Here is a 23,346-nt window from a genome sequence, read left to right on the forward strand (position 1 = left end):
TTTACTTACCCTCTTCTTTTAAAATAGCCCAATAACTTTTTAACATAACTCTCATCTACCCTACTATGCAGTGTTCCACTTCCACTTTTGCTAAAAACTGATTCAAAATAGGCTACGTTATCTTTATAAAATTTGTTGTATTCGTTACGCACTTTTTTAGATCCTGTATTTACCAATATCAACTCATCAGTCTCACTGTCTTTCATTTGAACAAGCCCTAAATTTGGTATATGCTCTTCTCGCTCATCATATACACGGATTCCGGTAACATCGTGTTTCTTACCAGCTATCTTTAAAGCATGTTCATAATCTGATCCCATAAAATCGGACATTACAAACACAATAGCCTTTTTCTTCATAACACTACTTAAAAACTTAAATGCTTCAGAAATATTGGTGCCGTGATGTTTAGGTTTAAACTCTAACATCTCTCTAATAATACGTAACACATGAGATTTTCCTTTCTTAGGCGGAATAAACAACTCTATCTGATCGGTAAACAAGATTACTCCAATCTTATCGTTATTTTGTAAAGCAGAAAATGCCAAAGTAGCGGCTATTTCAGTTAAGATTTCTCTTTTAAAGGCTGTTTGTGTACCAAAAATCTCAGACCCAGAAACATCTACCATTAGCATCATGGTAAGTTCTCTTTCTTCTTCAAACACCTTAATGTATGGCTCGTTATAACGTGCCGTTACATTCCAATCTATGTTACGTACATCATCTCCAAACTGGTATTGGCGCACCTCAGAAAAGGTCATCCCTCTACCTTTAAATGTAGAATGATACTCACCTCCAAAAATGTTATCAGACAACCGTCGTGTCTTTATTTCTATTTTACGTACTTTCTTTAATAGTTCCTTAGTATCCATTGTATCCAAATTCAGTTCATGGTTGTTTTTGGCTAGTAGTTAGCATCACTACCATACTTTCCTCGTAACTGATTAAGGCACTTCAATCTCATTTACTATCTTATTTACAATATCCACAGAAGTAATATTTTCAGCTTCTGCTTCATACGTAATACCAATTCTGTGTCTTAATACATCGTGTACCACCGCTCTAACATCTTCGGGTACTACATAACCTCTACGCTTTATAAATGCATAACATTTAGCTGCACTAGCAAGGTTAATACTACCCCTTGGAGATGCCCCAAAATTAATTAGTGGCTTAAGACTTTCTAAGTTATATTTTTCAGGATAACGAGTTGCAAAGATGATATCAAGAATATAACGCTCTATCTTCTCATCCATGTATACTTCTTTCACTGCTTCCTGAGCTCTTAAAATTTGTTCGGTACTAACAACCGGATTTACGGTTTCGAAAGAACCTTTAAGGTTGGCTCTAATAATTAACTGCTCCTCATCTAACTTCGGATAATCAATTACTGTTTTTAGCATAAAACGGTCAACCTGCGCTTCTGGTAACGGATACGTACCTTCTTGCTCTACCGGGTTTTGCGTAGCCATCACCAAGAAAGGTTTATCTAACACAAAAGTTTCATCGCCAATAGTAACCTGCTTTTCCTGCATTGCCTCTAATAAAGCCGACTGCACCTTTGCAGGGGCACGGTTAATCTCATCTGCTAACACAAAGTTTGCGAAAATAGGCCCTTTCTTAATGGAGAAATCATTTTCCTTAATATTGTAGATAAGGGTACCAACAACATCTGCAGGTAATAAATCGGGGGTAAACTGTATACGACTAAACGATCCTTGCACTGCTTTAGAAAGCGTATTAATGGCAAGTGTTTTTGCTAATCCAGGAACCCCTTCTAATAAAATGTGTCCACGTCCTAGCAATCCAATCAATAATCGTTCTACCATGTACTTCTGACCCACAATCACCTTGTTCATCTCCATCATAAGAAGGTCTATAAAAGCACTCTCTTTTTCTATTTTTTCATTAATTGTACTAATGTCAACGGTATTCATTTGCTCCATTGTGTTTATATTTTGTTGGGTAAATCTAACTTTAATTTTTAAAACAACGCAAATTGTCAATTTTATCATAGTATAGCTGTTAACAATTGGTTAAAAATTAACAACTATCTTCAATTTTAAGTAAGTTTTAGCGTTATAAGCAGTACCTTAGTTATATTATTTTGGAGCAAAACGTTAATTTAATGAAAAATTTACAAATTTCTCATGTTGTAGCCGGAACTATGACATGGGGACAATGGGGAAAAAAGCTCAGAACAAAAGAAATGGCTACGCTGCAAAATTTCTGTTTTGAGAATGGCATTACTACTTTTGATCATGCAGATATTTACGGAAATCATACCACTGAAGCCGACTTTGGCAAGGCTTTTTTAGCAAGTGGTTTAGACCGTAGTAAAGTACAATTTATTACCAAGTGTGGTGTACAAATGATGGGTAAAAACCGTAGCCACAAAATAAAACACTATAACTATTCTAAAGAACATATTCTGCAAAGTGTAGATACCTCTCTTGATCATTTAAAAACCGATTATTTAGACATGCTTTTGTTGCATCGCCCAAGCCCTTTATTAGATCCAGCAGAGGTAGGTGAAACAATAAAAGATTTAAAAGAATCAGGAAAAGTAAAACACTTTGGGGTATCAAACTTCACACAAGTGCAAACCGATGTTTTAAACGCTTATGTACCTGTAGAAACCAACCAAATTGAGCTCTCTCTTACCTTTCATGAAGTTATGAACAACGGTAGTTTAGAGCATATGATGTTACATAAAATACAACCTATGGCATGGAGTCCGCTAGGAAATTATTTTAAAAAACAATACCCTACTTTAAAACAGGTAATGGCACAACTTTGTGATAAATACCATGTAGAGGAAGATGCGTTACTTATTGCTTGGGTCTTAAAGCATCCGGCTAATATTATACCGGTAATTGGTACTACCCGATTTGAGCGTATTAAAAAGTCATTAGAAGCTAAAAATATCCCGTTAACCATAGAAGACTGGTTTTTAATGCGTGAGGCTGTAACCGGACATCCGGTACCTTAAAAAACATACTATGACAAAGAAAAAAATTGCTCTAATTACCGGAGCAACCAGCGGAATAGGGAAAGCAACTGCTGAGCTATTTGCCAAAAACGGCATTGATTTGGTACTTTGTGGAAGACGTACCGACCGACTAAAAGAATTAGAAACAGTGCTTTCTGAACAGGTTTCTGTATATACTCTAGCATTTGACGTTAGTAACAAAGAGGAAGTAAAAAAAGCTATTGATAGCATCCCCAAAGATTTTACAGACATTGATATTTTAATAAATAATGCGGGTAATGCTCATGGTTTAGACCCAATACAAACAGGAAGTCTTGATGATTGGGATGCAATGATTGATATTAATGTAAAAGGACTATTATATGTTTCTAAAGCCATTATACCCGGCATGATTGACAGAGGCGTAGGCCACATTATAAACATAGGATCTATTGCGGGTAAAGAAGTATACCCTAACGGAAATGTATACTGCGCTACTAAACATGCAGTAAATGCTTTAAACAAAGCAATGCGTATAGATTTATATGGCAAAAACATACGTGTTGGTGCTGTACACCCAGGCTTAGTGGAAACCGAATTTAGCGAAGTACGTTTTAAAGGTGATACCGAAAAAGCTAAAAATGTATACCAAGGGTTTGAACCACTTACCGGACATGATATTGCCGATGTAATACATTTTGTGGTTACGCGACCATACCATATAAACATCTCAGATTTATTGATATTGCCTACCGCTCAGGTAACGGCAACTATGACATTTAAAGCGTAGATTTAGAATAAAAAAGAGCTAATGATTATGTCCATTAGCTCTTTTTATTTATACGTTTATGTTTAGGATTTTGCCTATTATCTCTTACCCAAGTTTCACAGAAGTCATTGTTAACGATCCGGCTACGGCTTTATCGTTAAAGAAAGATACCTCATCTTTTTTACGTTGTAAACCAAGGGTGTACAATAATGGTAAATAATGCTCAGGAGTAGGTATGGCATAGCGTCCTACCTGTCCTAATTTATTATAATTAATAAGATCATCATGTCGGGTTTCACTAATATACTTTTTAAAAGTATCATTTAAATCTAACGCCCAGTCATAGCCATAGGTGTCGTTAATTTTATCCCAGGCAACCATACCTAAATTGTGTACCATGTTACCACTACCAATAATCAACACTCCTTTTTTACGTAAAGCATATAATTCTTTCGCCAGATTGTAATGATATTGTGCGGGTTTGGTACCATCTATACTCAATTGCAATACCGGAATATTAGCATCTGGGTACATATGTTTTACTACCGTCCATGCACCGTGGTCTAACCCCCAGTCATGGTCTAAAATAATATTGGTATGTGTAGATAGTTTTGCTGTTTCCTTTGCCAATTCAGGATTTCCCGGTGCATTGTATTGCACATCAAATAATGCCTGAGGAAAACCACCAAAATCATGGATGGTTTCAGGAAAATTCATAGCCGTAATACGAGTACCACGAGTATACCAGTGAGCAGAAACTACTAAAACGGCAGCTGGCATAGGAATTTCTTTTGCCATAGAAGCCCATCGTCTTGAAAACTCATTGTCTTCAATACCATTCATTGGTGATCCGTGCCCTATAAACAAAGCTGGCATTACGGTTTCACTTTCCTTTAAATCATCGGTCAAATTTTTAAATGCCGATAACGATGTTATTCCTGCTGTTCCCATAGCTATTGTTTTAATAAAATCTTTTCTTTTCATTGTGCAATATCTGAATTAGTCTGCTAACTGCAGTAACGCCTCCAAATCTAATGGCTTCGTATACATATCTAAAGTACCATCTGATTTTTTAGGCCAATCAGCCTCGGGTCTATCCCAATACAATTCTACTCCATGATTATCAGGATCTCTCAAGTACAAGGCTTTTGAAACTCCATGATCTGAAGCTCCTATACGCGGAAAATTTGCCGCTCTCAATCTTTTTAAAATAGTAGCCAAATCCTTTTCTGTAGGGTATAAAATGGCTAAATGATACAATCCAACACCTTCTCTTGTATCCGGTTCAGCATCTTTACTATGCCAGGTATTGAGTCCTATATGGTGGTGATAGCCACCCGCCGAAACAAAGGCGGCTTCATCTCCATATAATTGTATTAACTCAAAACCTAACAAATCACAATAAAAGGCAAGAGACCTTTTTAAATCGGATACTCGTAGGTGTACATGACCTATTGTTGTATTTGGGGGAACACTATATTTGGGGGAAACGGCACTCATTTTCTTTTTATTTTAAATGGTTTAATTATCGAGTAAAATTCTCCAGCCAGCATGCCAGTTGTAATTGTTTTTGATGGTTAATTTAATCAGTAACAATTGCATTTGCTCAAGCGTTCTGCTTACCGTTAAATCTCCGGCAACAATTGGCGTAAACCCGGCAGTTTTCACCAAATCACTTACCGTTTCTATAGCCGCTTCATCATTCCCTGCTACAAAAGCATCTACCATTTCTCCCTTAATCACTGGAGTTGTAAGATTGGCTTGAAAAGTGGTATTAAAAGCCTTTATCACCTTAGCATTTGGCAACAACAACTGCAACTCTTCAGCGGCACTCAATTCGGTAGTAAGCAACCCGTCAAAGGTTTCGTTTAATGGATTTGAAATGCTAATCACTATTTTTTGATTAGCCACCTCCTTAATTTTTTCGGCAATTTCTTTTTCTGCCGTATAAGGCACAGCTAGTATAATAATATCGGCTTCCCAAGATGCTTCAAACGAGCAATCAATCGCTTCAACAGAAGCCTTCGGATTTATAGCAACAAGCTCACTAACTAAACCTGTTACTTTCTCATTTTGAGATGCCTGCAACAACAAATTATAATTTCCTTTTACTAAACTCTTTGCTATGGCACCTCCCATATTTCCAGAAGCACCTATAATAGCTATTGTCTGTGTTGCGTTCATGTTTTTCCTTTTTAATAACAAAGCAAAGATAGAACCGCACACAAGTATTTCCCATTGTGCAAAATCAAGAAAAACTATTGATTTAAATCAATAAAATGAAGTGTATTACTTTTCAGAAGCCATTCTACGACGTATTCTACTTAGGGTTTCAGGAGTAGTGCCCATATAAGAAGCAATCATGTGCTGTGGTATGCGCTGTGTAATATCAGGATAATTTGCTACAAAAGTTGCATAACGTTCATCTAACGACTTACTAATATTAGCATTCATTCGCTGTTGTAATGCCACGTAAGCATCAGTAAGTAAAATACGGGAAAAGATTTCATACTTTGGACATTTTTCCAATAACTCTTCATGAGCTAACTTACTTATAGTAACTAACTCTGAATTCTCAAGTGCCTCTATATTAAAAGTAGCAGGCTCTTCTGTTAGAAAACTAAATAAGTCTGAAATATACCATCCTTCTGCAGCAAACTGTGCAATATGTTCTGATCCATTAGCATCTACAGAGAAACTTCGTAAAAGTCCGTGTTCTACAAATATGACAGATCTACAAACGTCATATTCCTGAAGTAAAAATTGACGCTTTCTTACCTTTTTAACCGATAGATACGATTTTATAAGCGCTTCCTCTTCATATGTTAAGGGCACACGTTTTCGAAAGTTTGCAAAATAAATGTCGTACATCAATTCAAAATTTATATAAAAATACAGGAAATTATTAAGTTACTATATGCTGTTTATTTGATTTTATTCGCTCTCTAAAACTACATTACCTCTATAAGGCTAAATAATGTATAATCATAACTAACTATAAATAGTTGATAAGTTTAACGTTTATAAAGGATTACATCTCAGGTTTTATCTCTAAATTTATAACTGATGTATACCAAATTGAGGATTTTCTTATGATTAACAAACGGCTTCTTGTTAAAAATCTTCTGGCTCATAATGATGAAAATAGTTTTTACGACAAGAAACGATTTATAAATATTGGCGAAAAAGAAGGCAAAGCTAAATTTTTAAAGCACGTTTGTGCATTGGCCAACTCTAACCCCAATAATAACTCGTTTATTGTTATTGGCGTTGAAGACGAAGAAAACGACATTGTAGGAGTCGACTTTTTTGACGATAGTAAGATTCAGAATCTGGTAAATGCTTACATAGACAATCCTCCTCTCATCTCTTACGAGAATATTCCTTTTCCTCATTTACCCGAAAATAAAGTGGTGGGGTTGGTTACCATTAGATCGAATGGTAAAGTTTGTTCCTTACGAAAAAATATTTGGAAGTACTTTGGCGGATCGGTATTCTTTAGAGATGGTAGCATAAGCATGCCTAAGGTATTTGATATTAAATTAAAAGACACTAATTCATACACCGTAGCCGAAATTGAACGACAGGCAAGTAACAACATAGAGCTTACTCTTAACGGAGTTATTGATTTTTTATATAACCGTCACAAAGACCTTGAAGGAAACTATAGGGTTTTTAAAGAGCAATTTGTAGTATGCTGGGCAGGTAGTACTAAAAGAAGTGGAGATAAAACATACTACTCTCGGGTAGATATTGAACTTATTAATGAGCAGGTTAAATTGTTCTATTCTACATTAGACGAAGTTGAAATAGAATATACTGAAAACACTTTTTCTATTACCGAATATGTAAACATGGGACTCAACAAACACCGAAGATACCACCCATTAGAAAGAGTAGACATTTCCTTTTTTGATAACGGAACTTATAAAATAGAAAGCACCTTGTTATTTAAACCGCCACAGTATGTAAAAAGTACCCTTCATCATATTTACAACACCAATAATACCATCCTCAATAAAATTAAGAAGAAACTTCCGTTATCTAATATTGATAAACGCGAACTTAAAAACTTACCAAATACGTATCTAATCTGTGCCCTTAATGGTTTTGACGAAGCAAGAACCATTTTGGAGGAAAACCGATGGATTATTAAAGATTGTAATAGAGAAGTATATGATTCTCTTAAAGAGTGCTTACGTATTTTACGTAAGGTTAAATACAGTTAATTGACTACTATTTAACGTAACTTGATAGAATTCTACTTGCGCACCACGGCATCTTTTTGCAACTTTGAGCAAAACTAACACAGTATGAGAACCCTAGTTATTGGAGATATTCACGGAGCTCACAAAGCACTGTTACAAATACTTGAACGAGCTAAAGTAACCGAAGCAGACAGACTTATTTTTTTAGGTGATTACGTAGACGGATGGAGCGAGTCTCCTAAAGTAATTGCTACATTATTGGAGTTAAAAGCTTCTAACGACTGTATCTTTATTCAGGGCAATCATGATGAGTTACTGCTTGATTACTTTAATGGCAAAACCGATAACGATTTGTGGTTTATGCATGGTGGTAAAGCATCGGTAGATGCGTATGCACAAGTAAATAAAATGGAACTTGAAATACATCTGGATTTTCTAAGAAACCTAAAGCATTATCATATCGACGATCAAAATAGGTTGTTTATTCATGCTGGGTTTACCAACTTACATGGGGTAACGGCGGAATATTATCCCAGACTTTTTTACTGGGACAGAACCTTATGGGAAACTGCCTTATCCTTAGACCCCAATATGTCTACCGATAATATTTACTATCCGAAACGTTTTCTACACTATAAAGAAATATATATTGGTCATACCCCTTTAACCCGAATAGGGAAATCAACTCCACAAAACAGAGCCAATATTTGGAATATGGATACCGGAGCTGCCTATACCAACCCATTAACCATTATGGATGTAGACACCAAAGAATTTTGGCAAAGTGATAATGTAAACGAATTATACCCTAATGAAAATGGCAGAAATTAATTTTTATCGCCTTTTTTCTTACGTTTATAAACGTGTTAAACAACCTATAAACAAAACAATACTACCAGGTTTTATTATGAAATTTTAAACACTTTCTATTTACTATTTCCCCAATACAGAAGAACACAACCTCTTTTATAAGTGTTGTTCTTTTATACATTATCTTGTTTTATGGCAATTGCATTGTACATAAACTGAAAGCCCAAAAACATTAATCCGTAAATTATAAATACCATTTGTGAAACCCCTTTATCTAAAAGAAGATTTACACATATATATAAACCTACCAATGCCATGGCTATGGTATATAGCGGAATAAGTAGTTTATTACTCAATTTATTAAACACTCTGCTTAATGGTATCATCATCGTTAAACCATACAATCCAATAAATACACCTGCATAGTCTCTAGTAATTAAATATCCCAAAAAACCAACTATAGAAACAAAGGCACTAATTGCCACAAGGCTTGAATTTTTGCGCTCCCGTTCTTCTAGTAAAAACTTACCATATTTATTAAATCGTAAAAACAAATTACTAATCGGGTTTATAATCCAGGTAGAAATGGCAAAAACAATATACAGGTATACTATAGGCATAATAAATGGTTCTAGTGCCTCATTTTTATCTGCAAGGTTTTCCAGTACTCTAAAAATTACATACATCCCTAACAGAATTCCCCATTGGTATTTACCTACCTTATTGCTCATAAAGAAAGCATACTTTAGGAACAACCTATATACCAGATTTTTAGCCTTAATAGCCTCTAACATTCCTTGCTGTGCATAGCCATAATTAGGGTTGCGTTGTAGTGATTCCTGAAAATGAATCATGGCTTTTTTATGATCTCCTTTTTCAAGTAACCCCCAACCATAATTGGCGTGTGTATAGTAGTTATCAGGATCGTTATGCAAAGCCCCTTCAATGGTTTCAAAAGAGCCTTCTTTATCATTCAATTTTAGTAACGCAGTACTTCTGGCGTTTAATGCCATGATATTCTCAGCATCTAGTTCCAGTGCTTTATTAGCCAAATCTAAAGCTTCCTGATACCCTTTACGATAGAGCTTAATATTAGCCCAAAAGGCAAAATAATCCGCTTCAGAAGGGTCAAACGAAATGGCTTCTTTAATATTAAACTCAGCCAAATCATATTTGCTTAAAGCAAAAAGTACTCTGGCCCGTAAATAGAAAAAGTCATCTTCATGCGGAACCTTACCGATAGCATCATTAATAAGTAACAAAGCACTATCAAAGTCCTTTTGTAATGCTTTAATCTCCGCCAGTACTTTTAGAAGATAAGGATTATCCGGATTATCAGAAAGCATTTCATTTGCTATCTTTTCAGCTTCGGCATACCTTCCCTGTCGCAATAAGATATCAACCTTTGATATTTGTGAATTCTCAAGCATTTACTTCATCTTTTTTAAGTAGGTCAATATATCATCATATAACCCTGAATCATTGGCAAACATAGCAAAATTCTTAGCCGTTTTAAACCATTCTTTAGTAGTACTCTTATGTCTTTTTACAGCCTTAAGTAAATCATTAGTTTGCAAAGGCTTTGGTACGCCATCTGTAAAAGAAGCCTCAAGTTTCTCTTCAATAGCAATATCAATAATCGCATCTATATCGGCACCTGAATAATGCTCAGTAGCCTTAGCTACCTTTTCATAATCAATTCCTTCGGCAGGCTTATCCTTTAATTTCAATTTTAAAATAGCTGCTCTAGATGCGGCATCTGGTGGCGGCACAAAAATAATACGGTCAAACCTTCCCGGTCTTCTAAAAGCATTATCCAAATTCCATGGAGTATTGGTAGCTCCTAAAATTAATAACCCGTCATTATCATTATCAACCCCATCTAATTCCTGTAAAAACTGATTAATAACATTTCTGCCCCCTGAACCTTTCATGTCAGTTCTACTGGCTCCTAGTGCATCTATTTCATCAATAAACAGTACACAAGGCGTATTATGGCGACCTGTTTCAAAAATCTCGTGTAAATTCTTTTCGCTATTTCCTATCCACATATCCAGAATATCATTTAATTCCAGACTTAAAAACTTTGCATTTACTTCTCCCGCAGTAGCTTTGGCAATAAATGTTTTCCCACAACCTGGAGGTCCGTATAACAAAATACCGCCTCCTGTCTTTTTACCATAAGCTTTATATAAATCGGCGTGTTGTAACGGTTTAATAATTTTAAGATCTATTTCCTTTTTAACCGCATCCATGCCGCCAACATCATGAAACTTTACAGATGGTTTTTCCATAAACACATCATCCTCATCATCACCCTCAAAATAAGAACTGGCTACTCTTAACGACCCATCCAAATCCGGATCGGTAAAAGATGGATTTTTGTGTAGTACCTCTTTATAGATTTCTGTAGCTCTACCTATTTCGCCCTCATGAAGTAACCCTTTAGCATACAACACCAAAAGTTCTTCATTTACATCTGAGGTCTCTAAGAGTTCTTCTACTATAACATTACAAGCAGAATAATTTTCTTTTCTAAAATACACCTTAGCCAAACCAGCCATGGCATCCATATTTTTTCCGTTTTGTAATATTTGGGAAAACTGTTTTTCAGCTTCATCTAATTCATTTACATCAAGATACGCTTTAGCCAGCATTAACCGAAGAAAACTATTATCAGGAGAATACTTTAATGCTTCTAACAAATCCTCAATTGAATGGTTACCACTCATAGTTATAGTTAATTTATTACGGGAAAGATAGCAAATAAAAATATTTATATAAGAAACGTATACAGCAAGATTGTAATAAAAAAACCTAAGACAAAAATTGTCTTTGGTTTTTAATTATTTAGATAACTGTTAAACGCATACAATACCATTTAATACGCTTCTAATAAAAAGCGAAACTATTATTTAATGCGCTCCATAATCATATAAGTATCGTTTGGCATTGATACTTGTATTTTTAAAATTTCATAAGTTTTCGAATCTATATAATAGTGTGTTTGCGTATCGCTAATATCACTTTTTACCGTTACGTCCCAAACTCTTACATTGTTTAAAACCGCTGCCGATGTACTCTTAATATATGCATTAACTACATCTGTTATATGCTCAGGATCAAAATTAAAAATAAGTAAGTCAGCCGTATAATTTTGCGAAAGAGGTAAGCATCTTATTAATTGAGGATACATGCTACTATCAAAAGAAGATGGATACTGCCCCTCTAAGATTAACTTTTCTTTTTTAGACTTATCAATGTAATATCCTTCTACGTTTTCTCCATAGTTAATTACTATTTCTCGCTTAGCATTATCTGAGAAATGGTAAATAGGTGCCATGTCTGGTAAAGAAACTATGGTGCTGTCCACAAATTTATCGTTGGTGCCATTTCGTTTAATTTCATTTCTAAAAAGCACCTTTTCATCTAAAACTTTAATCTCGGTCAATACTTTACCTAATTCAGTAATGGTATCTCCCTTAACCATACTCCATAACATCGCGTAATGCTCATTTTGTACTCTTTGAGATATAATCCTTTTATCTCCTGGAGTAATCCGTTTTTGTCCGAAACTATGAGTAGTAACTAGCAAGGCTACTCCCAAAATTAAAAACTGCTTCATCTTATACTTATTCTAATTGTTGGTTTATCGAATCAAAATTACAAAAAAACCGATATCTTAATACAGATATCGGTTTCATCAAATTGAAAGTTAGCTAGTTATTTTACATTTTATCGAATAGTACTCATTTTACCAAAAATATCCGTACAACGCTATCAGAATAACTACGATCCCCATAGCGCCAACAAAAAATGTTTTATCAGTTTTAAACAATTCGGTATCAACCTCATATGCTTTCTCATCTTGGAAGGTACAATTTGCATTGTTGAACATCATCAGTGCTAAGAAACCAAATAAGAATACCAATAATATAGTAGATTGATATCCCATAAAACGGTAATCTAAACCAAACCATGGTGTACCAAAAACCAACGTTACAATAGCTGCTATTACTGCTAAAAATGCAAACATATTTCCTGCCAATTTAAATTGCTTCTTACGAGCATCAGAAATTTCAGTTGCAGGTACCCTCCTCTTATCTGTAAGGGTAAGAATTACCGCTAATGATATTAAAATAACACAAGTGTATCCCATACGTAATTGGAACGGAACATCTGAAGCAACAAACTTCAAGATGATGGAAGTTGGTAATGTTGCTATTGTGGTCCATAATGCGGCTCTGTTAGAAGCGCGTTTCCAGAATAATCCCATACCAAATACCACTACCACTCCAGGATAAATAAATCCGGTGAATTCCTGAATGTATTGGAACGCCTGATCTAAGCTACCTAATAATGGCTTAGCTGTAAACATAGCAATAACCAATGCCACTAAAGCAGAAATACGACCTACTTTTACAAGGACTCTTTCAGATGCATTTTTGTTAATCACCTCTTTATAAATATCCATTGTAAAAATGGTAGAGGTAGAATTAAGCATAGAAGCCAAAGACGAAACCACCGCTGCAATTAATGCTGCAAACGCCAACCCTCTAATACCAGTTGGTGCAAAGTTTCGTAATAACCAAGGGTAAGCCTCATCCGATTTGCCAATAGCCCCTTGTAAATGAGCAGTAAGTTCTGGAAAAGAAGACTGATGTTCAAAAATAACATATGCTGCAATACCAGGAATAACCACGATAAGTGGAATTAATATTTTTAAATAAGCTCCAAATAGTAGTCCTCTTTTAGCCTCTTTAAGGTTTTTAGCTGCCAATCCTTTTTGAATAATATACTGGTTAAAGCCCCAGTACCCAAGGTTTGTTAACCACATTGCCCCAAGAATAACCGCTACCCCAGGAAGGTCTACAAATGGATCTTTCTCACCACCCATACCATCAGGAATAAGTGTTTTTCCTTTTTCTATAATCATGTTAAAGTGTACATCGTTTGGAGATGATACTACTTTATGGTATACCATATTAAATCCGTCAATAGCACTACCGGTATCACTAATAGCTGCTAAGGCAAACCAAGCAGTTATTAAACCACCTCCTACAAGAAATACTACTTGTAATACATCTGTCCAAGCAACCGCCTTTAAACCTCCGTATATAGAGTAAATACCAGAGAAAACCAGTAATCCTATAACGCCGTACATTTTAGGAACACCTAAAATTTGTTCCATAGCCGTAGCTCCTAACCACGATACCGATGTAAGATTTACAAAAACATATACCAGTAACCAGAAGAAAGAAAAGAAAAACGCTACCCCTTTACCATATCGCTCTCTTGAAAGCTGTGGCATGGTGTATATTTTTTTCTCTAACATCACCGGTAAAATATACTTGGCAACCAAAATTAATGCTGCTGCTGCAACCCATTCATAAGCTGCAATAGATAATCCTATGGCATACCCTGAACCAGACATCCCGATAAATTGCTCCGCAGAAATATTAGCTGCAATTAGCGATGCACCAATGGCCCACCACGATAGCGTTCCTCCTGCTAAGAAATAGTCTTTAGAATTTTTCTCTACTCCTTTTTTATCTCGTGAAATAAACAACCCTAAAGCTGCTATTAAAATAACATATCCTATAAATATCCCATAATCTAAGGGCTCGAATCCTCCGTTCATATTGAAAATTTTATTTTACTGAAAATTTATATGTAGTATGCGTATGATACTTTTCTCCCGGATTCAACACTGTTGACGGGAATTGAGGTTGATTTGGCGAATCAGGATAATGTTGTGTTTCTAAACATAAACCTGAACGTTGCTCATACATCCCACCATTTTTGCTCTTCTTGGTACCATCTAAAAAGTTACCACTATAGAACTGAATAGCCGGTTGATCTGTAAATACTTCCATATATCTTCCAGAAGCTTTATGATATAAAGAACCCACTTTTCTATAGTCCTGAGCATTGTCTGTAAATACCCAACAATGGTCGTATCCCGATCCTTTTTTCAACTGATCATTCGCTTCAGAAATATCTTTTCCTATTTCTTTTGCTGTGGTAAAATCAAAAGGAGTACCTGTTACTGAGGCTAATTTACCTATTGGAATTAAGGTTGCATCTACCGGTAACATTCTATCGGCATCTAATTGTAACTCATGGTCTAAAATAGTATTGAAATTGCCCGATAAATTAAAATATGAATGCTGCGTTAAGTTTACAACTGTCTTTTTATCCGTAGTAGCATCATAGCTAATTTCAAGGGCATTATCATTGGTTAAAGTATACAATATCGTTGTAGTAAGCGTACCCGGAAAACCTTCTTCCATATCGTTACTTATATAGGTAAGTTTTAATGTAGGGTACTCGGCATCTTCTACCGGAGTAATTGTCCACACTCTTTTATCAAATCCTTTAACTCCTCCATGAAGGTTATTAGGACCATCATTCGTAGCCAATTGGTAGTTAGTACCATCCAAAGTAAATTTACCTTTTGCAATACGGTTTCCATATCTCCCTATAGCGGCTCCAAAGAAGTACGGATTTCCATTAAAATAATCGTCTGGTGTCGTGTATCCTAAAACAATGTCTTCGTATTTTCCGTCTTTATCAGGAGCTGTTAGAGAAGTAATAATACCACCATACGTAATGACTTCCATCTGCATGCCGTTAGCATTTTTAAGGGTGTACTTTTCAATTTTTACACCCTCTGGAGTTGTTCCGTAGTCGGACTTAGTAATAGGAAACTTCTTTGGCTGTTCTTTAACCGTAGAAGTCTCCTCTTTTTTATTATTCTCTTTACAACTTACATTGATAAGCAGAAAACCAAAAAGTAAAAGTGTAACACCTAATTTTAAAGTTTTCATAATATGTTAGTTGGTTTAAATTATCTGTAGAACTTATCGTTCCAACGTAATGTATTTTTAAAGTCAGATAGCCTTGTATCCTCATCAATAACAAGGTATTCAATTCCAGCGATTTCTGCAAAATCTTCTAACTGTTCTGCAGTAACATTTTCACTATAACAAGTATGGTGTGCACCACCTGCTAAAATCCATGCTGTACAACCTACCTCAAAATTTGGAAGTGGTTCCCACATAACACGTGCTACAGGTAATTTTGGTAAGGTTTCTTTTACCTCTTCTCCTTTAGTTTTGTTCACTAATAATCTAAAGTGATTACCAAAATCCATTAAAGCTGCGTTTAATGAATTTCCTGCTCTACCATTGAATACTAAACGTACAGGATCTTCTTTACCCCCGATACCTAACGGATGTACCTCACAAGATGGTTGCTCTGCTGCTAATACAGGGTCTACTTCTAACATATGCGAACCTAATACTCTAGGCGCAGACGGATCTAAATGGTAAGTATAGTCTTCCATAAAAGCATTCCCCCCTTCTAAACCGTACCCCATAACTTTCATGGCACGCACTAAGGCAGCTGTTTTCCAGTCACCTTCACCAGCAAAACCATATCCTTTTGCCATTAAACGTTGTACCGCAATACCTGGTAATTGTTTCATGCCGTATAGGTCTTCAAACGTATCACTGAAACCTTTGAAACCACCATCTACTAAAAATTTTTCCAGTCCTATTTCAATACGGGCAGCATCTACTAACGATTGTCTTTTTGCACCACCTTCTAATAACTCCTCAGCCATTTTATAGGTAGCTTCATATTCTTTCATTAATTCAGCTACTTGTTCGTTAGTAACCGCATCAATTAATTTTACTAAATCCCCTATACCATAAGTGTTTACAGAGAAACCAAATTTAGTTTCGGCTTCTACTTTATCACCATCGGTAACGGCAACAAAACGCATGTTATCACCAAAACGAGCAAACTTAGCACCTTGCCAGTCATCCCATCCTAAAGCAACACGTGTCCATGCCCCTATTTTTTCTTGTACAGTATTCTGAGCCCAATGCCCTACAACTACTTTTCTGTTTTTACGTAAACGACTTACCATAAAACCAAACTCACGGTCACCATGAGCAGCTTGGTTTAAATTCATAAAGTCCATATCCATTGTATCCCACGGAATGTCTCTGTTGTACTGTGTATGTAAGTGTAATAAAGGTTTTTGCAATGCAGACAAACCTCTGATCCACATTTTTGCAGGGGAAAACGTATGCATCCAAGTAATAATACCAATACAATTTTCCTCTTGGTTTGCAGCTGTTAATGTTTCATATATTTCCTCAGTAGTTTTTACCGTTGGTTTAAAAACTACTTTTACAGGAATAAGGCTAGAAGCATCTAAAGCGGCAGCAATTTCTTTAGAATGCTCTGCTACTTGCGCTAAAGTTTCTGGCCCGTAAAGGTGCTGACTACCGGTTATAAACCACACCTCTTTTTTGCTAATATCAATCATCTTACTCTTTTGTTTGTTTTAATATTTTAATTCTGACCGTAATAGGCATCTTTACCATGTTTACGCTCGTAATGTTTTTTAATTAATGAATCTTTTAGCCTTGGTGCTTTTGGGTTAATTTGTAATGTTAAGTACGCCATCTCTGCCACAGCTTCTAAAACTTTACTGTTATAAACTGCCTTTGTTGCATTTTTACCCCAGGTAAACGGGCCATGATTTCCAATTAATACCATCTCTACTTCTTCGTAAGAAAGTCCTTTTTCCTTGAAGCAATCTAAAATCTGAATTCCGGTGTTGTGCTCATAGTTTCCTTGAATAAGTTCATCTTTCATAGGAGGCGCACATGGTATATCTGCAGTTAAATGGTCTGCATGTGTAGTACCAAAAATAGGAATGTCTAATTGAGATTGTGCCCATGCTACTGAATATGTAGCATGAGTATGTGAAATACCCCCAATATTCTCCCAATTCTTATACAAATATGCATGCGTTTTAGTATCGGAAGAAGGACGCATAGTACCCTCTATAATAGTGTTATCGTAATCTAGAATTACAATATCTTCGGGCTTTAATATTTCGTAAGGAACTCCACTAGGCTTAATAGCAAAAACTCCGTTGGCTCTGTCTACAGCACTTACATTACCAAACGTATAGATAACCAACTTTAAGGCATCTAACTGCATATTTGCTTCGTAACATTCTTCTTTAAGAGACTTATACTTGGAACTCATAATTTTTAGATTTTGTAAAGGTTTCTATAAATTCTGCTAATTGGGCATAATCACTAAATAACTGCTTGTAGATTTCCACCATTTCTGACTGCGGGTAATACTCTGCTTCAAAATCGCTACCTAATACTTTGCTTGCCTCAATAACATTAGGATAAATACCAGCAACAACTGCTGCATAAATAGCAGCTCCTAATGCCGGTGCTTGGTCTGATGATGCCACCTTAATAGGCATGTCTAAAACATTAGCAAGGGTTTGCATAATAAATGGCGACTTACGGGCAACCCCTCCAATACCAATAACAGATTCTATTTTTACCCCTTCAGATTCAAAACGATCTACAATCATTTTTGAACCAAAACAAATAGCATTCACTAAAGCTTTAAAAATATGAGGTGCTTTTGTACCTAGTGATATTCCCGACATAGCACTTTTCAACTCCTGATTTGCATCTGGTGTTCTTCTACCATTTACCCAGTCTAAAGCTGTAGGAATTGCTTCGCTTAACGGAATATTCTCCGCTTGCTCTGCAAGGGTTCTTATAAAGTTGGCATTAATTTCTGCCGATAATTCTTCTTTTTGCTTTTCTGATAGTACACTTGAAGAAAGTACTAAGTTGTCTATTGGCCAAGATAACACGTCTTTAAACCAAGCCAATACATCTCCAAAACCAGATTGACCAGCCTCTAGACCAACCATTCCAGGAATTACAGAACCATCTACCTGACCGCAAATACCTCGTACCAATGTATCTCCTAAAACCTCTTTAGAAGAAACCATGATATCACAAGTAGAAGTACCCATTACACGTACCAACGCCTTTTCATCTACTTTAGCACCTACTGCACCCGAATGTGCATCAAAGGTCCCTACAGCAATAATGGTATTGGTTGTTAAACCAAGTTTTGCCGCCCACTCTTCGTTTAAGTTTCCGGCTACCTGATCAGAAGTAAACGTTTCTGTATAAAGGTTCCCTCTTAATTCGGCAAGGTACGGGTGTAACTTCTCAAGAAATTCTTCTGATGGTAAGCCACCCCAGCTTTCGTGCCACATAGCTTTGTGCCCTGCTGCACATCGGCTTCTTTTAAAAGTATCAATATCTTTGTGATCTGCTAAAATATAGGTCATGACATCACAGTGCTCCATCCATGTATAGGCTGCATTCATTACTGCTTCATCTTCTCTTACAATGTGAAGTATTTTTGCCCAAAACCACTCAGAAGAATAAATCCCTCCTTCGTATTTTGTATAGTTTTCGCCTCCCCAGCGTTCCGATAATTCATTAATTTCATTGGCCTCTTTAATGGCTGTATGATCTTTCCATAAAATCATCATCGCATTAGGGTTTTCTTTAAACCCATCTACTAAAGCTAACGGAGTTCCGTCTTTAGTAACCGGTACAGGTGAAGATCCGGTAGTATCGATGCAGATACCTACAACGCTTTCGGGTGCAACCCCAGAAGTACTTACAACAGATTTTATTGTATTTTCTAATCCTTCTATATGGTCTAACGGGTGCTGACGAAATTGATTTATACTCGGACTACAGTATAATTTTTCTTTCCATCTTTGATACCAATGAACTTCTGAAGCCAATTCTGCTCCATTCTGGGCATCTACTAGTACAGCTCTAACAGAATCTGAACCATAGTCTAATCCGATCACATATTTTTTCATATTGGTAGACAATTTTTATTTGTAACTAATACAAATATAAGGTACTTCATTTAATAAATGTGTTTTTCACACTTGTTTATTTTTAAAATAGTTACTTTAACAATCACTCCGAAAAAGTAGGTGCTTTTACCCCTACTTTTTCTTTTTAAACTAATTTCTGACATGCTTGGAGTTATGTTTTCACCTCCAAACCGTTTTACTAGAAAAGGTAATCGTTACTTAAAATAATTATGGTGCCTTTTGCTGCAAATCCCTAAACAACCACCTCAATATCAAAACATAAACAAAGGAATTTGTAGTTACTATTTTAGTGTAAGTGCGATATCATCAGGCCCCCATAATTTCTCTTACTTCACACATTTCGTAACTGTTCTACCATTAGCAAACCCAATTAAGTCAATAAGATTCCACAAATATCTGTTTGGTAACCAATGAATTACCATTCCATTATCCACCTATTTAAAATCTTTACTTTTAAGATTAAAGGCTTTATTTATTGCCATTACAAGGGCAGGTGTATTTCTGCAAATGCAGAAACCCATAAGTATACATACTAGGTACCGCTGTGAAATGAGATATCCAGAGCCCTTATATCATTAGTTGGCAGCGGTTTTTGATCAAACTCGCTGCCTGTAATGAAACACAAACAAATATATATGCTCTTTTAAGCATTCACTAACTTTTAAATTCACTTTTAAGTCATAATCACATACACACTTATAGTGCCCTATTGAGATTACAACGAAACTCATGTATACAAACCTTTCTTCTAAACTACCGTCGTCTGTATTAATTGCTCTATTGTGGTGGTGTTAGAATTTCCGGCTAGTTCATTTAAAATACCTTTATATTCCCACTATTATATTTTAGAACAACTCGCAAAAAATGTAACGTGCATAAACTTACCTATGGAAAATTCCCAAATTGCTCTCACATTTTTGCTGTTCGATTTTCATCTAATTTTGGTTTCTTACTTACCTTCTAACACCACTACAGAGAATGGAGGTAGTGTAACTGTAAGACTTCCTTTTTTTAATTTAAAATCTTTAAATTCTTTCGGAGCAACCTTCTCAGGATTCTCAAAAGAATTACAATCTTGTAGTTTTGAAGAAGTTAATACTTCTGCTGTAAATCCTTTTACATTTAAATCGTCTAGATTAAGAGTTACCTCAACCTTTTTAGAAGCATCAATATTAACTAAAGAAATATGTGTTACTTCATCTTTTTCTGAAGCAGAAACCGATACCGCAGGTAAACTTTCTCCATTAAAATCATAATCAGGAGAAATTAGCTGAATTGGTAACAATTTAGCATCTTGGTGTACATTGTACATCTTCATAACATAATAAGTAGGAGTAAGAATCATCTTTTCTTCTTTAGTAAGTATTACAGCTTGTAATACATTCACAGTTTGTGCAAGATTGGCAATACGTACTCGGCTACTATGATTGTTAAATGTATTTAAGGTAGTACCTGCTATCATAGCATCTCTCATAGTGTTTTGCTGATATAAGGCAGAATTCATACCATCATCCATTGTATCGTACCATCCACCCCATTCATCTACTACTAAAGCAATTTTACCTTCAGGATCATATTTGTCCATTATAACACTATGCTTTGTAACCAACTCTTCCATGCGTAAGGCAGATTGCATTGTTGAAAAATATTGTGCCTTATTAAAATCAACAGAAGATCCTTTCTCATCCCATTCTACAAACGAATATGAATGCAAAGCAACCCCCTCAATTAAGTTTTGAGGTATATTTTTCATCATAACTTCTGTCCAATGATAATTATCTACATTCGCTCCTGAAGCAATACGGAACAAATGTCTTTCACCCCAAGAAGTCATAAACGTAGCATATTTACGATATAGGTTTGCATAGTATTCCGCGGTCATATTTCCTCCGCATCCCCATGCTTCGTTACCTACACCCCAGTATTTTACTCCCCAAGGAGTTTCTCTTCCGTACTTTTTTCTAAGATCAGCCATTGGGCTAGGGCCCACATGGTTTACATACTGTAACCAATCTGCAAATTCTCTTACCGTACCACTACCCACATTGGCTGCCAAGTAGGGTTCAGCATCTAATACTTCACATAAGTTTAAAAAATCGTGAGTACCAAAACTATTATCTTCGGTAACACCACCCCACCAAGTATTTACTATGGTTGGTCTGTCTTCTTTTGGCCCAATACCATCTTTCCAATGATACGTATCGGCAAAACAACCACCAGGCCAACGTAAATTTGGAACTTTAAGCTCTTTTAATGCTTTAATAATATCGTCTCTAACACCATCTGTATTTGGAACATTACTTGTTTCTCCAACATAAAACCCGCCATAAATACATCTTCCCAAGTGTTCAGCAAAATGTCCGTAAATGTGTTTACTAATCACCGGTGCATCGTCTACCTTTCTAACAGTAATTGAAGCTTTTTCCTGAGCTACCGAAGAAGCTGTAATAAGACCTCCCGCTACAAAAGCCAATATTTTCTTACAATATTTCATTTAATAAGGTTTTTTATTTTTTAATAATCTATAAACTATTAATATCTTCTTGATTAAATTCCCAGCTAATTCATCTGGCAATCTACCATATTGAATATCGCTACCCCATCTGTAGTTGGCTGTGTACCATAACCTACTACTACAATCATACTAATTTAATTCAATCAGTTATAGATAAATGTAATTTATACACTTACAAATTAATTCAAAAATTTTTAATAAAACAACTGATTTTTACAAAATTTTAGCTTTTAACGCTGTCATAATGCCAAATAAACAATTATGTAGGTATTAACATACTATAACATTGTTCAGTTAAACATCACAAAACATGTGGTTTATTAAAAACAGGACACACTGTATTAATAGAGTAAACTACTTCGGAGCAAGCCCATGAAGCATTTAGTAAACAGTACATTTCTATTTAGAAATAAGTCTTGGAGCATTCAAATAATTTACTAACAGGAAAAATTAGCATCCTGAATTCCGATTAATCCTATTTCAACTACAGTAACACTTTTTAGTTTGCCTACTCACAAAAAAATACTTCGTTACACCAAGTAGTACTTTTCTTAACTTTATAATCAACTCTCCTCTATTCGCTAAATATGTTTTTTAAATTATGCCATATTATTTTACATTTAAAAATATCAAAATCTTATTTATTGAACATACATCAACCTGCAACGTTATATGAGATAAATGTTTTAAAATAAAAATTTAGTACGTTTGTATACCTTTATAGCAATTATATTATAATACTTCGAACCATGACTAATAATTACAAAGACGAGGATAAGGTACTTGTAGCAGTAGACTGTATTATTTTTGGCTTTGATAATGAGAATTTAAAAATCTTACTAATTAAAAGGGATTTTGAGCCAGAAAGGGGAAAATGGTCCTTAATGGGAGGGTTCTTAAAGAAAAACGAAACCTTAGATGAATCGGCCGACAGAGTATTAACAAACCTGACTGGGCTAAACAATGTATATCTTGAGCAATTAAGAGGCTATAGTAAAGTAAACAGAGATCCGGTAGAACGTACCGTATCTGTTGCCTATTATGCTCTTATTAACATTTCAGACCACACTGAAATCAACGAAGACTATTCCGCCAAATGGTTTACTATTGATGAAGCTCCCTCTCTTATTTTTGATCACAACGATATGGTGCGATATGCTATGAGTAGGCTACGTTACAGAGCACAAACCAAACCTATTGGTTTTGAATTGCTACCTCCTAAATTTACCATGAAACAATTACAAACGTTATACGAAGCTATTTTAGGAGAAAAACTAGATAAACGTAATTTTATTAATAAAATTA

General features: G+C 35.4%; 20 protein-coding genes. 5 read left to right on the plus strand and 15 right to left on the minus strand.

Going from position 1 to position 23,346, the window contains the following annotated elements:
• Positions 1-5 precede the first annotated feature (5 nt).
• The gene (locus tag NBRC110019_RS09000; RefSeq protein WP_281754201.1) at positions 6-872 is read right to left on the minus strand and encodes a DUF58 domain-containing protein; all 867 of its coding nucleotides are present in this window, start codon (positions 870-872) and stop codon (positions 6-8) included.
• Positions 873-944: 72 nt separating this feature from the next.
• Positions 945-1,946, minus strand: a complete 1,002-nt coding sequence (locus NBRC110019_RS09005; RefSeq protein ID WP_281754202.1) for an AAA family ATPase — start codon at positions 1,944-1,946, stop codon at positions 945-947.
• A gap of 182 nt (positions 1,947-2,128) precedes the next feature.
• Here NBRC110019_RS09005 and NBRC110019_RS09010 point away from each other — a divergent pair, with 182 nt between their 5' ends.
• Together NBRC110019_RS09010 and NBRC110019_RS09015 are read left to right on the plus strand one after the other, a co-directional pair.
• Positions 2,129-2,992, plus strand: coding sequence for an aldo/keto reductase (locus NBRC110019_RS09010; protein ID WP_281754204.1), 864 nt, complete (start codon positions 2,129-2,131; stop codon positions 2,990-2,992).
• A 10-nt stretch (positions 2,993-3,002) separates the two neighbouring features.
• Positions 3,003-3,761: an SDR family NAD(P)-dependent oxidoreductase gene (locus NBRC110019_RS09015; protein WP_281754205.1), complete on the plus strand. Its 759-nt coding sequence runs from the start codon at positions 3,003-3,005 to the stop codon at positions 3,759-3,761.
• Positions 3,762-3,845: 84 nt separating this feature from the next.
• Here NBRC110019_RS09015 and ygiD read toward each other — a convergent pair whose 3' ends face one another.
• The 4 genes from ygiD to NBRC110019_RS09035 form a co-directional block, all read right to left on the minus strand.
• Entirely contained in the window at positions 3,846-4,724 is an 879-nt protein-coding gene (gene ygiD / locus NBRC110019_RS09020) for a 4,5-DOPA-extradiol-dioxygenase (protein ID WP_281754207.1), read from the minus strand.
• 15 nt (positions 4,725-4,739) lie between these two features.
• The gene (locus NBRC110019_RS09025) at positions 4,740-5,240 is read right to left on the minus strand and encodes a VOC family protein (RefSeq protein WP_281754209.1); all 501 of its coding nucleotides are present in this window, start codon (positions 5,238-5,240) and stop codon (positions 4,740-4,742) included.
• Positions 5,241-5,261: 21 nt separating this feature from the next.
• Complete coding sequence (locus NBRC110019_RS09030) at positions 5,262-5,924, minus strand: NADPH-dependent F420 reductase (RefSeq protein ID WP_281754210.1); 663 nt, start codon at positions 5,922-5,924, stop codon at positions 5,262-5,264.
• Positions 5,925-6,029: 105 nt separating this feature from the next.
• Complete coding sequence (locus tag NBRC110019_RS09035) at positions 6,030-6,611, minus strand: Crp/Fnr family transcriptional regulator (protein WP_281754211.1); 582 nt, start codon at positions 6,609-6,611, stop codon at positions 6,030-6,032.
• Positions 6,612-6,832: 221 nt separating this feature from the next.
• Here NBRC110019_RS09035 and NBRC110019_RS09040 point away from each other — a divergent pair, with 221 nt between their 5' ends.
• Together NBRC110019_RS09040 and NBRC110019_RS09045 are read left to right on the plus strand one after the other, a co-directional pair.
• Positions 6,833-7,969, plus strand: coding sequence for an ATP-binding protein (locus NBRC110019_RS09040; protein ID WP_281754227.1), 1,137 nt, complete (start codon positions 6,833-6,835; stop codon positions 7,967-7,969).
• 84 nt (positions 7,970-8,053) lie between these two features.
• A complete protein-coding gene (locus NBRC110019_RS09045) occupies positions 8,054-8,779 on the plus strand; it encodes a metallophosphoesterase family protein (RefSeq protein WP_281754213.1) in 726 nt (241 codons plus the stop codon).
• 152 nt (positions 8,780-8,931) lie between these two features.
• Here NBRC110019_RS09045 and NBRC110019_RS09050 read toward each other — a convergent pair whose 3' ends face one another.
• The 9 genes from NBRC110019_RS09050 to NBRC110019_RS09090 form a co-directional block, all read right to left on the minus strand.
• Positions 8,932-10,188 (minus strand): tetratricopeptide repeat protein, encoded by a 1,257-nt coding sequence (locus NBRC110019_RS09050; protein ID WP_281754214.1) that lies wholly within the window; start codon positions 10,186-10,188, stop codon positions 8,932-8,934.
• Entirely contained in the window at positions 10,189-11,490 is a 1,302-nt protein-coding gene (locus tag NBRC110019_RS09055) for an AAA family ATPase (RefSeq protein ID WP_281754215.1), read from the minus strand.
• A 179-nt stretch (positions 11,491-11,669) separates the two neighbouring features.
• Complete coding sequence (locus tag NBRC110019_RS09060; protein ID WP_281754216.1) at positions 11,670-12,383, minus strand: DUF3108 domain-containing protein; 714 nt, start codon at positions 12,381-12,383, stop codon at positions 11,670-11,672.
• A 129-nt stretch (positions 12,384-12,512) separates the two neighbouring features.
• On the minus strand, positions 12,513-14,399 hold the full coding sequence (locus NBRC110019_RS09065) for a sodium:solute symporter family transporter (protein WP_281754217.1): 1,887 nt from the start codon (positions 14,397-14,399) through the stop codon (positions 12,513-12,515).
• Positions 14,400-14,409: 10 nt separating this feature from the next.
• Positions 14,410-15,588, minus strand: coding sequence for an aldose epimerase family protein (locus NBRC110019_RS09070; protein WP_281754218.1), 1,179 nt, complete (start codon positions 15,586-15,588; stop codon positions 14,410-14,412).
• Between the two features lie 20 nt (positions 15,589-15,608).
• On the minus strand, positions 15,609-17,099 hold the full coding sequence (gene araA, locus NBRC110019_RS09075; RefSeq protein WP_281754219.1) for an L-arabinose isomerase: 1,491 nt from the start codon (positions 17,097-17,099) through the stop codon (positions 15,609-15,611).
• 26 nt (positions 17,100-17,125) lie between these two features.
• Positions 17,126-17,830: an L-ribulose-5-phosphate 4-epimerase gene (locus NBRC110019_RS09080; RefSeq protein WP_281754220.1), complete on the minus strand. Its 705-nt coding sequence runs from the start codon at positions 17,828-17,830 to the stop codon at positions 17,126-17,128.
• A complete protein-coding gene (locus NBRC110019_RS09085) occupies positions 17,814-19,505 on the minus strand; it encodes a ribulokinase (RefSeq protein ID WP_281754221.1) in 1,692 nt (563 codons plus the stop codon). Before NBRC110019_RS09085 ends, NBRC110019_RS09080 begins: the two co-directional genes overlap by 17 nt.
• Positions 19,506-20,475: 970 nt before the next feature.
• The gene (locus NBRC110019_RS09090; RefSeq protein ID WP_281754222.1) at positions 20,476-22,020 is read right to left on the minus strand and encodes an alpha-N-arabinofuranosidase; all 1,545 of its coding nucleotides are present in this window, start codon (positions 22,018-22,020) and stop codon (positions 20,476-20,478) included.
• Between the two features lie 770 nt (positions 22,021-22,790).
• Between NBRC110019_RS09090 and NBRC110019_RS09095 the strand changes: the two genes are divergently transcribed.
• The coding region (locus NBRC110019_RS09095; RefSeq protein WP_281754223.1) for an NUDIX hydrolase at positions 22,791-23,346 on the plus strand (556 nt) is incomplete at its 3' end.

The sequence above is a fragment of the Neptunitalea chrysea genome, assembly GCF_027924145.1.
GTDB lineage: Bacteria > Bacteroidota > Bacteroidia > Flavobacteriales > Flavobacteriaceae > Neptunitalea > Neptunitalea chrysea.

Bases quoted from the DNA above. Each gene is read 5' to 3' on its own strand.
- NBRC110019_RS09000 (WP_281754201.1), bottom strand. From the start codon at position 872: ATGGATACTAAGGAACTATTAAAGAAAGTACGTAAAATAGAAATAAAG.
- NBRC110019_RS09005 (WP_281754202.1), bottom strand. From the start codon at position 1,946: ATGGAGCAAATGAATACCGTTGACATTAGTACAATTAATGAAAAAATA.
- NBRC110019_RS09010 (WP_281754204.1), top strand. From the start codon at position 2,129: ATGAAAAATTTACAAATTTCTCATGTTGTAGCCGGAACTATGACATGG.
- NBRC110019_RS09015 (WP_281754205.1), top strand. From the start codon at position 3,003: ATGACAAAGAAAAAAATTGCTCTAATTACCGGAGCAACCAGCGGAATA.
- ygiD (WP_281754207.1), bottom strand. From the start codon at position 4,724: ATGAAAAGAAAAGATTTTATTAAAACAATAGCTATGGGAACAGCAGGA.
- NBRC110019_RS09025 (WP_281754209.1), bottom strand. From the start codon at position 5,240: ATGAGTGCCGTTTCCCCCAAATATAGTGTTCCCCCAAATACAACAATA.
- NBRC110019_RS09030 (WP_281754210.1), bottom strand. From the start codon at position 5,924: ATGAACGCAACACAGACAATAGCTATTATAGGTGCTTCTGGAAATATG.
- NBRC110019_RS09035 (WP_281754211.1), bottom strand. From the start codon at position 6,611: ATGTACGACATTTATTTTGCAAACTTTCGAAAACGTGTGCCCTTAACA.
- NBRC110019_RS09040 (WP_281754227.1), top strand. From the start codon at position 6,833: ATGATTAACAAACGGCTTCTTGTTAAAAATCTTCTGGCTCATAATGAT.
- NBRC110019_RS09045 (WP_281754213.1), top strand. From the start codon at position 8,054: ATGAGAACCCTAGTTATTGGAGATATTCACGGAGCTCACAAAGCACTG.
- NBRC110019_RS09050 (WP_281754214.1), bottom strand. From the start codon at position 10,188: ATGCTTGAGAATTCACAAATATCAAAGGTTGATATCTTATTGCGACAG.
- NBRC110019_RS09055 (WP_281754215.1), bottom strand. From the start codon at position 11,490: ATGAGTGGTAACCATTCAATTGAGGATTTGTTAGAAGCATTAAAGTAT.
- NBRC110019_RS09060 (WP_281754216.1), bottom strand. From the start codon at position 12,383: ATGAAGCAGTTTTTAATTTTGGGAGTAGCCTTGCTAGTTACTACTCAT.
- NBRC110019_RS09065 (WP_281754217.1), bottom strand. From the start codon at position 14,399: ATGAACGGAGGATTCGAGCCCTTAGATTATGGGATATTTATAGGATAT.
- NBRC110019_RS09070 (WP_281754218.1), bottom strand. From the start codon at position 15,588: ATGAAAACTTTAAAATTAGGTGTTACACTTTTACTTTTTGGTTTTCTG.
- araA (WP_281754219.1), bottom strand. From the start codon at position 17,099: ATGATTGATATTAGCAAAAAAGAGGTGTGGTTTATAACCGGTAGTCAG.
- NBRC110019_RS09080 (WP_281754220.1), bottom strand. From the start codon at position 17,830: ATGAGTTCCAAGTATAAGTCTCTTAAAGAAGAATGTTACGAAGCAAAT.
- NBRC110019_RS09085 (WP_281754221.1), bottom strand. From the start codon at position 19,505: ATGAAAAAATATGTGATCGGATTAGACTATGGTTCAGATTCTGTTAGA.
- NBRC110019_RS09090 (WP_281754222.1), bottom strand. From the start codon at position 22,020: ATGAAATATTGTAAGAAAATATTGGCTTTTGTAGCGGGAGGTCTTATT.